The organism is Oryzihumus sp. (genome assembly GCF_036391795.1).
Lineage (GTDB): Bacteria > Actinomycetota > Actinomycetes > Actinomycetales > Dermatophilaceae > Oryzihumus.
In genome coordinates, this window is the sequence record NZ_DASVZH010000286.1 from 1 (window position 1) to 11241 (window position 11241).

Consider the following 11241-nt stretch of genomic DNA (forward strand, 5'->3'; position numbering starts at 1 on the left):
GACGGCGGCGTGCAGGGCGTGGCGGTCGACGGCGACTCGGTGTACGCCGGGGGGCACTTCACGAACTACTGCGTCGGCAACACCGGCTCGGGCAGCCCGTTCATGTGCTCGACCAACCTCGCCCGACGCAAGCTGTTCGAAGTGTCGCTGTCCTCGGGGAGCCTGACCAGCTGGAACCCGGCGCTCAACAGCCCGCTCGGGGTGTGGGCGGCGGCCGTCGACCCGGCCACCCACCGCCTGTGGGTCGGCGGTGACTTCACCACGGTGAACGGGGCCGCCGTGGCCCACCTGGCGGTCTTCGCGCCCACGTCGTAGCCCGGCAACGCACCGCCCGGGAGGCCACCCAGCCTCCCGGGCGGTGTCGTGCCCGCAGTTCGCCGGGTGCGAGGGTCCCTGCGTGAGCGGGTATGCCGGGTGTGGCCTTCGGGGGCGCGCACCCCCTGTGGCGCGGTGGGATCGGGCGGCGCGACCCGGACGGGTGGAGCGGGACGGGTTAGGACGGGTCGGGTGGAGCGGGATGGACCGGGGAGGGGGCGGACGGGTGGGGGCCGAGGGGTTGGCCGTCCGAACGGTGGGAGCGGGCACGCGGCGGCGGCCGGCCCCCCCGCCACCGATGACGGGTGACGGGGCCGGCCGCTGTGGGTGGCTGAGGCCGTGGATCAGGGGGTGCCGGTGAAGAGCACCAGCCCCTGCTGCACCCGGCTCGGGCTGGCGACCCAGGTGAAGTCACCGCCGACCAGCAGGCCATTGGGCACCGCCGCGAACGACCAGACGCCCATCGGGGAGTCGAAGCTCGGCGAGTCGGGCAGCAACGCCCCGGAGGAGGCGTTGAACACGGCATACCGCTGGCGCGCCGAGGTGGTGGTGCCGGTGGGCACCACCCGGCACAGGCTGCCGTGCGTGCCGTAGTAGAAGTCACCGTTGACCTCTAGGGCGCCCTGCATGCCACCGTCACAGGCGGTCCGCCAGTGCAGGCCCGTGCTCGAGTAGGTGGTGAGGTACGTCGCGTCCCACTGGTAGATGTAGTCGGGGCAGACATCGCCACCGTAGAGACGCGTGCCGTCGTCGCTGAGGTACAGGTGGACGATCCACGGCCCGACGGTGCTGCAGCCGAGGACCCCGCCGAGCTGGCGGGCGTTGAGCGCACCGGTCATGCCGCTGACCACGGCGATGCCCCCGGGGCGGGAGACACCGTTGACCGCGGTGAACGGTCCACCGAGGAAGACCATGCTGCCGTCCGCCTTGACCGCCAGGCCCTGCACCATGCCCCCCTGCCGGAGGGTGCCGGTGGGCCCGGAGGTGTTGGCCTGGAACGTCGAGTCGACGGCCCCGGTCACCGGGCTGAGCTTGACGGTGTGGCTGTGGGCGATGCCGTTGATCGTGGTGAACTGGCCGGCCGCGTAGACCGCGTTGCCGCCGGAGCCGAGGGCGAGCACCTGGTTGTTGAACACCGGGTTGAACGACGGGTCCACCTGACCGGTGCTGGTGATGATCGAGGCCATCCGGCTGCGGACCAGGCCCTGCACGTGCAGGAACGCGCCACCGAGGTAGAGCCGCGAGCCGTCGGCGGAGAGCTGCAGGTCGAGGACCTCGTTGTCGGTGTCCGCGTTGAACGACGTGTCGACGGCGCCGGAGCTGGCCTTGAGGGCGGCGATGCCCTTGCGGACCACGCCGTTGACGCTGGTCATCTCGCCGCCGACGAAGACGTTGGTGCCCGACGGGGCCAGCGCACGGACGCGGTCACCGGACACCGGGTCCCAGCCGGTCAGCGCGAGGGTGCGGACGTCGAACGCCGCCGCGTCGTGGCGGGTGGTCGACCAGGACTGGCCGAACCGGCCACCGACGTAGAGCAGGCTGCCCTTGAGCGTGAGGGCGGAGACCTCCGGGACGCAGGCCGGGTTGGTGTTGGCGTCCTTGGTGCTGTGCCGGATGTTGCAGCCGTAGAGGCCGGGGTTCAGGCTGCCGATCGTCGCGGACGGAGTCACCGACGCGAGCCTCGAGCGGGAGATGCCGCCGATCATGTTGAACAGCCCGCCGACGTAGACCGTGCCGTCGGAGGGGTCCACGGTCAGGGCCTCGACGGTGTTGTTCGCCGCGGGACGCCAGCCGGAGACGCCGGCGTTGGAGGTGTACCAGGAGGCGAGCCGGGTGACCGTCACGGTGGCGGTGCCGTTGCCGGCCGCGTTGAAGGTGCCGCCGCCATAGAGTCGGGTGCCGTCCGGCGAGACCCCGAGGGCGTACACCGTGCCGGACGCGGTGCCGCGGAAGGTGCCGTCCAGCGCCCCGGTCGCGGCTGACAGCTTGGCCAGGCGGTACCGCGTCTGGCCGCTGACGACGGTGAAATCCCCACCGGCGAAGACCGAGCTGCCCACGGTGACAAGGGTGCGCACGGTGGCGCTGGCGGTGGCCGACCAGCCGGGCACAGCTGCGCCGCCCGACTGGTCGACGGCTCCCAGCCGCGTCGCCGCGACCGGCGTCGACCCGATCTGCGTGAAGTCGCCACCGAGGACCACCGCGTTGGCGGTGACCGCGATCGCGTAGACCGGGCCCTTAGGCCGGGGGTTCCAGGCGGTGACCTTCCCGCCGGCCGTGATCTGGGCGGCTCCGGGACGGTAGACGCCGCCCACGTGGGTGAAGCTGCCGCCGATGAACCACCCGCCGGACCCGTCGGGCGCGGCAGCGGTGACCACCCCGTCGACCAGGGGTGCGCCGGAGAGCCGGCTGCCGCTGCTGCCGTCGACGCCCACGCCGTAGCCCGTGGACGGACCGACATAGTCAAAGCCGCCGGCGATGTAGACCCGTCCACCGGCCGCGACGATGTCCATCACGCGGCCGTTGGTGCCCCACCAGCTCGGGACGTCTGCGGGGGCGGGGTTGTAGTTCAGGTTGGGTGGCGACGCCGATGCGGCGACGGGTAGCGCCATCGCCATGACCAGTCCGAGGAGGGCGGCGATGCGGCGGCGGGGGCTGCCGCGCAGCAGGCGGGTCCGGCTTGTGTGGGTCACATCAGCACGCCTTCGAGGCGATGCTGGTGGCGGAACCGGACATCTGCGCCACGTTGGACAGGGCCGCGGTTCCCTTGGCATCCGTGGCCGAGGCCGTAGAGAGCGTCGTGCTGGCGAGCGTTGACGCCGCGGTGAGGGCCTGCTGGACCTCGGCGACAGTCAGCACCGACGGCGGGTGGGGTTCGGCTGCAAGGGCGGCGCGAAGCGCGGCCAGGTCGGCACTCACGCGGGCCATCGCGGCCCGCAGCGGGGTGATGCTGGCACGCATCCGGCTCGTGCCCGCCTGTTGCGCGCCGACCGCCGAGCGCGCCTGCGCCGCGGCGGACAACGTGGCTGACTCGTTGCTCCGCACCACGGTGCAGTTGCGCACCGTGGCGTAGGCGGCTGTGCGCTCGCGGGCGAGGGCCGTCCGCCCGGCCGCGACGGCGTTGGCGAGCTGCTTGCGCTGCGTGGCAAGGTTGCTCGCGGTCCGCACGGCCACTGACGCTGTGCTCAGGGCGAACAGGGACGTCGTGAGCTGGGCGTTGGCCGCCAGGACCTTCTGCTGGCCAGCGGTCAGCGACACAGGCGCCACGGTCGCGGGTGAGGTCGAGGTGGAGGTGCTGGGTTCAGCGGAGGCGGTCGAGGAGCTCGGCGCAGCCGCTGGGCCGGACCCCGCGCTCGAGCACCCGGACAGGGTCAGGGTCGCCGCGGCGCCGAGGGCGACGAGCAGGCGCAGGCGTCTGGTCACCATAAGGTACCTCTCACATTGGCGCCGGGCGCTGACGCGGGCCGACGGGGGCGGTGGGTCGGTGGGGCCACGCGGACCTCCTGGAGGTAGAGCTGCTCGAGCTGGTCCACTGCTGTGTCCCAGCGGTAGGTGTCCAGCACCTGATGGCGCAGGGCCGCGGCGCCTGAGCGCTCGGCCTCCCCGCCCTCGAGTGCGGAGCTGATCTGGCGCGTCAGGCCGTCCTCGTCCCCGGCGGCGAAGATGCGCCTCCCGGCGGCTGGGAGGCCCAGCACCTCCAGATGTGGCGCGATGTCACTGGCCACCACCGGCGTGCCGTGGGAAGCGGCCTCCAGCAGGGTCAGCGGTAGCCCTTCCAGCAGCGAGGGCTGCACGAACACCGCGGCGTGCCGGTAGAGCTCGGCCAGGAGGTCTCCGTAGGCGAACCCGGGGAGCATCACCCGCGGGTCTCTCGTGGCGAGGTCGCGCACCTGGTCGGCGTAGTCGTCGGTGAAGCTGGAGTCACCCACGATGACCAGCGGCAGGTTCCCCGGCACGCGCCGGTAGGCCCGCAACAGCTGGTCGGGTGCCTTCTCCGGCACGAGCCGCCCGACGAAGAGCGCGTAGCCCCCCGGGGTCAGGCCGAGCTCGTCGACGATCCGCCGGGCCGGGAGATCCGGCGGCTCCACGACGCCGTTCGGGATGTAGTCGCAGCCGTGGCTGAAGTGCTCCCGGTAGTGGCTCTCCAGCGCCCGGGACACGACCACAGTGCGGTCCGGCAGGTGGCCGCTCATCCAGTGCCCGGCTCCGAGCACGGCCTGGGCGGCGTGCCCCCACTTGCCCCGTTGGTGGTCCAGGCCGTGGATGGTCAGCACCACCTTCGCGCGGGACAGGTAGTGCGGAACCGGCGTGAGCAGACCGGGTCCGATGCCGTGGTAGTGCACGATGTCCGCCCCCGCCAGCAAACCAAGGGCGGTGGAGGAGGCGCTGTGCACGATGGCGTCGAGGTGCTTGGTACCCACCGTGGGCGCGCTCCGCAGTTCCATGCCCAGGTATGCCGCGCCCGTCGCCGCCCCGTAGGAGGACCGGCAGAACACGGTGACGAGGTGGCCTCGCTCGGCCAGGCGGCGCCCGACCTCCTCCACGTGGTGCTCGATCCCCCCGAAGGTCGCCGGCAGGCCCTTCTGGCCGATCATCACGATCCGCAGCGGGCGCCAGGCGGCCGTTGCCGTGGCGTGGGCACGCCGGTGGCGTCGTGATCGAACCGGTGTGGTCCTGAGGTGGATGCTCAACGACCCCTCCCATGCTGCGCGTCAAGGGTGCGTGCCCTCCGGGTCCGGCCAGCCGCAGGTACGCACGTCTGGCTGGACCTGAAAAGCGTTGCTCAGCAATGAGATTCGCGGTCCCCGTGATTGCATGACGAGTGGCTACAGGATCTGCAGCCGACGATGCGGTCCCTGCATGACGTCCTTCTCATGCACCTGGCGTAGCGGTGCCCGTGGCCCGCGCGCCGTGTCGGCCGCTGACGGCTCGCAGAATGGTGCGGTCGTCGGTGCTCAAGCCGAGAAGGGCAACCGAGGCCAGGTAGGTCAGCGCGACCGCAACGATGCCGACGACCGTTGAGAAGGCCCACCCGGGCAGGTAGCGGTGCACCACCAGCGCCACGAGCAGTGCGGGCATGGCGGCGGCAAAGGCCTTCGCGGTGCCGGAGCCGGCAGGGGACACGCCCAGGACGTAGCGCACCTGCAGGAGCTTGGTCGCGTTGGCGAGCACCAGCGAGACGCTCCAGGCCACTGCTGCGCCGATTGCTCCGTGGGTGGGGATGAGCCATAGGTTCAGCAGGATGTTGAGGACCAGGACCCCGACGTTGTCGACCATGTTGAGCCAGACCCGGCCGGACATGGTGAGGACCGTGCCACAGGGTCCGGCGGCCGCGCTGACCAGCTGCCCGACGGCGAGGATCGCGGTGACCGTGGCCCCCGTGGCGAAGCCATGGCCGAACAGCCGGAGGAGGTCCCCGGGGAAGACCACCAGGAGGACGAAAGCGGGCATCGACAGCCGCACGATCCATCCGGTGGCACTGCCGTACGTGTGCGCGAGTGCGTCCGCCTGACCGGTGTGGTGCAGGTGCGCGATGTGCGGGCCGAAGGCGGCGTTGATGGGCGCCATGACGAACACGGCCAGCATCACGAGTCGGGTGGCGACGTTGTAGACGCCGACCTCCTGGGCCGTGCGCAGATTGCCGAGCAGCAGCGTGTCGGCCCAGATAAGGCCAGTGGCGGCCAGGGCGGAGACCCAGCTCACGATGGAGAAGCTGGTGACCTCGCGGATCCGGTAGACGGGGTTGGCGTGGGCGGTCTGGCGCATGCGACGCAGCAGCGCCCAGCCGGCGAGACCGGCGGCTGACCACGCGCCGATGACCAGGGCCCAGAGGGTCCCCAGAAGGCCCAGGCCCACGGCGATAGCCCCGACTGTCAACAGCAGACGGATGACCGGCTCGTAGATTCTCCCCACGTAGGTGAAGGGTCGCTGGGTACGCCACCCCTGCGTGGCTGCCAGCGCGGCGTCGGAGAACGTGGCGGCCGGGAGGGTCAGCCCCACCAGCCGGATGCCGGCAGCGAGGCCCGGGTCGTGGAACAGGGACGCCACCCACGGGGCTGTCAGGGCAAGCCCCGCGCCGAGGACGGCGGCGCCGGCAACCGTGAGCCCCAGCCCGAACCGCACGGTGCCGCGCAGGCTGGCCGGGTCCTCGTCGGCCAGGTGGATGGCCACGAAGCGGGTCAACGCAGAGCGGAAGCCGGCCAGGGACAGGAGCCCGAGCAAGGACAGGAGGGCGTAGCACTCGGCGTACCGGCCGACGTCGCCGCTCCCCAGCGCGTTGGCCAGCACCGCCATGATCCCGAACAGCGCCGCCTGGCTGCAGACGGCGCCGACGAGGTTGAGTCCGCCCCCGCGCGCCATGCCCCGCAGGGGCAGCCCGTCGGGGCCGGCGTCTGCACCGGCCCCGACGGGACTGCGACTGGCGGCCATCCCCGGGCTGGTCAGCCCGAGACAGCGGTGTGGGGCGCGGCCCCGGCCGGCTCAGGCTCATCGAGCCGCTCCTGTTGCGTCCACGACTGCCCGCTCGTCTGGGACGCCTGCAGGCGGGCCGGTCGGGCCCGGCTGATGAGCTCGAGCATGGCCACCAGCGCGATGGCGAGGAAGATCGCCGCGCCCGTCACCGGCAGCACCAGCGACACGAGCGAGGACGTCCGGCTCACCGGGACGGTGGTGCTGATCGAGGCGACCCGGGACGGGTCGGCCGCCGCCAGCTGAGCCTTGGCCTGCGCCAACGCCTGCTGGCTCCCCGACAGGGCGGTGGCGGCCGCGTCGCGCGAGGAGGTCAGCTGCTGGTACTGCGCCAGGTAGGGCCCGAACGCCGGCAGCTGGGCCTTGACCGAGGCGATCGCCCCGCTGAGGGCCGCGGCTCCGGTCGCCGACCCGTTCGCGGACTGGGTCGCCCACTGCTGGGTCAGGCTGTTCAGCCGCTGCAGCGTCGACTGGTAGACCTGCGTGGGGTCGACCATGCCGTGCGCCTTCTCCCACGCGACGATGGCAGCGTTGGCCTGGGCCAGGTTGGTCGATGCGGTGGCCACCTGACCCTGCGCAAGCTGGACCTGGGTGCCAAACATCGTCTGCAGGGTCTGCTTCGTCAGGCCTTGCAGGACAGGTTGCACCACCTTGTGGTCCGAGCTGGTGAACGCCATCTGCATGACGCTGCTCGCGCCGACCTGGGTGATGGTAAGCCCGTCGGTGATGTCGGTCATCGCCACCTTGGTCTGCCTGCTCACCGCCCCCACGACCGCGGGGACGTGTGCCGTGGCCTCGAACTGCGCCACGAACTGGCTCACCGCCTGTGCTCCCGTGTACTGGTTGCTCGTCGAGCCTCCGATGAGGGCGGGGGCAGCGACCGTGCTGGTGGCGGTGTACGTGGTGGGGCCTGCCATCACGATCATGGACGTGATGGCTGCCGCGAGCAGGGGCACCCCGAGCAGCACCCACATTCGGCGTCGGGCGACGCGAAGGTAGTCGGCGATCTCCATTGCGGTTCTCCTTTGTTCTCAGCGCTGGACAGCACCCGAGCGCGCTGGTTGGGAAAGCGCCGGGTTGGTGGGGTCGGGGAGAGGCCGCTGACGGGCGACATACGCCGCGGCAGCGGTGAAGGTGATCAGGTACCAGAGGCTGACCACGTTGGACATGACGTTCGCTGCGAGGCTGGTGATGATGTAGCACCAGGCGCATCCCAGCGCGCCGGCGGCAACACCTCGTTCGAGGGTGCCGGGACGGGACCGCCTCACCGCTCGGCGGGCGTTGCCGACCATGGCGGCGAGCATCGACACGTATGCCAGGAGGCCCAGGATCCCGGTCTCGACGTACGCGCGGATGAAGTCGTTGTGGGGCTGCTTGGCTGCATCGGTCTGGTACTGCGTGACGTTCAGCCCGATCCCGGTGACGGGGTTGACATTGGCCAGCGGCAGCACCTCCGTCCAGTACTGCAGGCGCCAGGCGAGCGTGTTCCCGGTCGGCGCACCTCCCGCGGTCGAGCTGGTGCCGATCTCGGAGAACCGGCTGCCCACGCTGGGGAAGGCGACGAGAGCGGCCAGAAGCGCCACGACCATGCCGCCGAGGATCGCCTTGCTGCGTTGGACCAGACCCACGATGACCACGCCGATGACGGCCGCGATGAGCGCGCCACGCGTCAGGGTGAGCAGGAGAAACACGCACGAGAGCCCGAGCATCGGCACCAACACGAGCCTGGCCCTGCGGCTGATGTGCGGCAGCACGGCGACGCCGAAGACGATCATGAACGCCAGGTAGCGCGCGAACGTGTTGGCCTGCGTGAAGGGCCCGGTGATGCGGGTGAAGCTGCCCTTCACCTCCGAGGCCGTGTTGCCCGTGGCCATCGTGAACAGTTGGTACAGCAGGGGGAAGGCCAGCGATGCGTACGCGGCGGTGAGCACCTTGCGCAGCATCTGCGGCGTGGTGATGAGCTGCTCGAGGACGATGTACATCATCACGACGGACAGGATCCGCAGCGCCTCCAGCGCGCTGGCCTGCAGCTGTGACGAGCCGGGCAGGCCGACGAACCCGGTGAGGCTGAAGCACACGAGGGCCAGGCGCAGCCGTGACCCGCGGAGGTGCCCGGTCCGGGCATACTGCGCGATCAGCCACAGAGCGGCTGCGAGCAGGAACAGCACCGCCAGGATGCTGGACGGGTCGAGTCCGCGGGCCACGGCGGTATTGGTCATCGTGTTGCCGTTGGAGGGCCCGCTCAGCTTGGCCAGGTCGATGCTGGACCGGACCCCCAGGATGAGCAGCACGAAGACGGCGAACCGCGTGAACGCCAGGGTGGCCAGGACACCGGCGAGGACAGCGGCGAGCGGTAGCACCACGAGCCGCTTGTCGGTCCCGGTCGACGACATGCCGCTGAAGGCAGCCGCCCCTGCCATCACGACGGCGGCCACCACCGTCATCACCCGGCCGGCGCGCGACGGCCCATCCGTGGTCAGGTCGAACGTCGTCATGCTGCCTGCTCCCAACGGAAGTCGATGCCCTGCACCGCGTACAGCCGCTCGTTGTGCGGGGCGAAGTACTCTTCGAGCCATTTCTCCGTGTTCGTCGGCATCGCGTCATAGCGGCCGACCTTGAGCCGGTTGAGTCCCTGGAGGCGCACCTGGGGGAGCCCCAGGAAGTCCCAGACCAAGGACAGCTGCGCATGCGCCTGGGACAGCAGCGCCTCGCTCTGCAGCACGAGCACCTGCTCGGGGCTGAAGAGGGAGTAGAGGTGCTCGAGCTGCTCGGCGTAGTGCCCCCGATGCAGGTAGCTGTGGTGACGGAGCTCGAAGCTCTCGTAACCCGGCTCGCGCCTCATACGCTCCGCCTCACCCTCGAGCCGCTCCGCCTCACGCGCGAACGCCTCGTCCACCGGCAGGTCCTCGCAGCCGATGGCCAGCTCGCGCTGGTAGTGCGACCACGCCCGGGCGGCCGGGTCGCGCAGCGACACGATGAGCTTGGCGCCCGGGAGCTCCTGGGCGATCCGTTCCGGTGCCAGGGGGTGGAACATGTAGTAGGGGCTGGCCTCGCCGGTGATCTTCCAGTCTGGCCGTGACCGCTCGAATCCCGAGGCATACCACGCGAATCCACGGCCGTGGTTCACGTCGAAGTAGTGCGTCCCCTTGCGGGTCAGACACGGAGCGACATTGGGGTGCCTGCTGATCCAGTCGTAGAGGGAGCTGGTGCCCCCGCGCTTGGTGCCGACGACCAGGAAATCGGGCGTCATGCGGCCCCCGCCGGAGAACAGGGGGCGCAGCGGTGCCAGCAGGTGCCCCCCCTTCTGTCGTAGGCTCACCGGGCCACCCCTCGCGACGGATCGAACATCGCCGGGAGGCTCACGAGGTGCCTGCGCTGCGGCGCAGGTGTCTCTGAGAAGCCTTCCGGCTCAAAGCTTTTGGTCGTCCCAACCATGTCCACGTCCGTCCATTCATGCGACCTTCCCTCGACGTTAAGGTCGGCCGTGAGGCGGTGGACCCGTTGAGCGAATGAGGGATCCATACGCCTTTGGCATGACCGGAGACACAGTGGCCACACAGTCCCGGGCGCGGGATCGCCGAAATGCCGCCGCTCGGCCGCCCCCTGTGCTTCAGTGGAGGGATGATCGAGGGTGAGCGCCTGGTCTTCATCGGTGGGCTGCACCGCAGCGGCACAACGCCGCTGGCCGATGCCCTCGGCCAGCACCCGGACATCAGCGGCCTGTCCGGCACCGGTGCGCCACACGACGAGGGACAGCACCTCCAGCCGGTCTACCCCCGGGCCAAGGTGTATGCCGGGTCCGGGCACTTCGCGTACGCCCCCGAGGCGCACCTGACCGAGTCCTCGCCGCTGGTGACGCCGGAGAACGCCGGGCGGATCCTCGCCGCCTGGCAGCCGTACTGGGACCTCGAGCGCAGGCTGCTGCTGGAGAAGTCCCCGCCGAACCTCATCATGGGCCGGTTCCTGCAGGCCCTCTACCCGGGCTCGGCGCTGATCATGGTGGTGCGCCACCCGGTCGTGGTCGCCCTGTGCAACAAGAAGTGGCGCCGGCTGGTCTCGCGCAACATCCGCCGCTACAGCACCCTCGACGGGCTGGTGGCCCACTGGGTGCAGGCCCACCGGCTGCTGCTGGAGGACACCCCGCACCTGCAGCGTCTGCACCTGGTCCGCTACGAGGACCTCGTCGAGCGGCCCGAGGAGGAGCTGGCCCGGATCCAGGCCCACCTCGGCCTGGCCACGCCGTTCCCCGCGGGGACCATCCGGCCCAGCCACAGCGAGCGCTACGAGCAGCAGTGGGACTCGATGCGCTCGGGCCTGACGCCGGGCGCGTTCCAGCGGCGGCTCATCACGCGGCGGCACGCGGCCGACATCGCGGCGTTCGGCTACGACGTCGACGACCTCGGCGTGCGCGGCGACTGGCCGCACGCCCCGGCGAGCTCGCCGGCCGTGGGCTCGTAGCCC

General features: G+C 71.0%; 9 protein-coding genes. 2 read left to right on the forward strand and 7 right to left on the reverse strand.

Annotated elements, in window-relative coordinates:
* Positions 1-315, forward strand: a 315-nt coding sequence (locus VF825_RS17680; protein ID WP_331115815.1) for a hypothetical protein, incomplete at its 5' end; no start/stop codon positions are given.
* A gap of 344 nt (positions 316-659) precedes the next feature.
* Here the strand turns inward: VF825_RS17680 and VF825_RS17685 are convergent.
* The 7 genes from VF825_RS17685 to VF825_RS17715 form a co-directional block, all read right to left on the reverse strand.
* Positions 660-3005 (reverse strand): hypothetical protein, encoded by a 2346-nt coding sequence (locus tag VF825_RS17685; RefSeq protein ID WP_331115817.1) that lies wholly within the window; start codon positions 3003-3005, stop codon positions 660-662.
* 1 nt (position 3006) lies between these two features.
* Positions 3007-3738, reverse strand: a complete 732-nt coding sequence (locus VF825_RS17690) for a hypothetical protein (RefSeq protein WP_331115819.1) — start codon at positions 3736-3738, stop codon at positions 3007-3009.
* Positions 3732-4907, reverse strand: coding sequence for a glycosyltransferase family 4 protein (locus VF825_RS17695; protein WP_331115859.1), 1176 nt, complete (start codon positions 4905-4907; stop codon positions 3732-3734). The genes VF825_RS17690 and VF825_RS17695 overlap by 7 nt, the downstream gene beginning before the upstream one ends.
* A 277-nt stretch (positions 4908-5184) precedes the next feature.
* Positions 5185-6741 carry a flippase gene (locus VF825_RS17700; RefSeq protein WP_331115821.1) on the reverse strand — a complete coding sequence of 519 codons (1557 nt, stop codon included), beginning with the start codon at positions 6739-6741 and terminating at the stop codon, positions 5185-5187.
* An 11-nt stretch (positions 6742-6752) separates the two neighbouring features.
* The gene (locus VF825_RS17705) at positions 6753-7793 is read right to left on the reverse strand and encodes a hypothetical protein (RefSeq protein WP_331115823.1); all 1041 of its coding nucleotides are present in this window, start codon (positions 7791-7793) and stop codon (positions 6753-6755) included.
* Positions 7794-7811: 18 nt separating this feature from the next.
* Positions 7812-9275, reverse strand: coding sequence for an O-antigen ligase family protein (locus VF825_RS17710; protein WP_331115825.1), 1464 nt, complete (start codon positions 9273-9275; stop codon positions 7812-7814).
* Positions 9272-10099, reverse strand: a complete 828-nt coding sequence (locus VF825_RS17715) for a sulfotransferase domain-containing protein (protein ID WP_331115827.1) — start codon at positions 10097-10099, stop codon at positions 9272-9274. The genes VF825_RS17710 and VF825_RS17715 overlap by 4 nt, the downstream gene beginning before the upstream one ends.
* Before the next feature lie 302 nt (positions 10100-10401).
* Here VF825_RS17715 and VF825_RS17720 point away from each other — a divergent pair, with 302 nt between their 5' ends.
* Positions 10402-11238, forward strand: coding sequence for a sulfotransferase (locus tag VF825_RS17720; protein ID WP_331115829.1), 837 nt, complete (start codon positions 10402-10404; stop codon positions 11236-11238).
* The last annotated feature ends 3 nt before the right edge of the window (positions 11239-11241 follow it).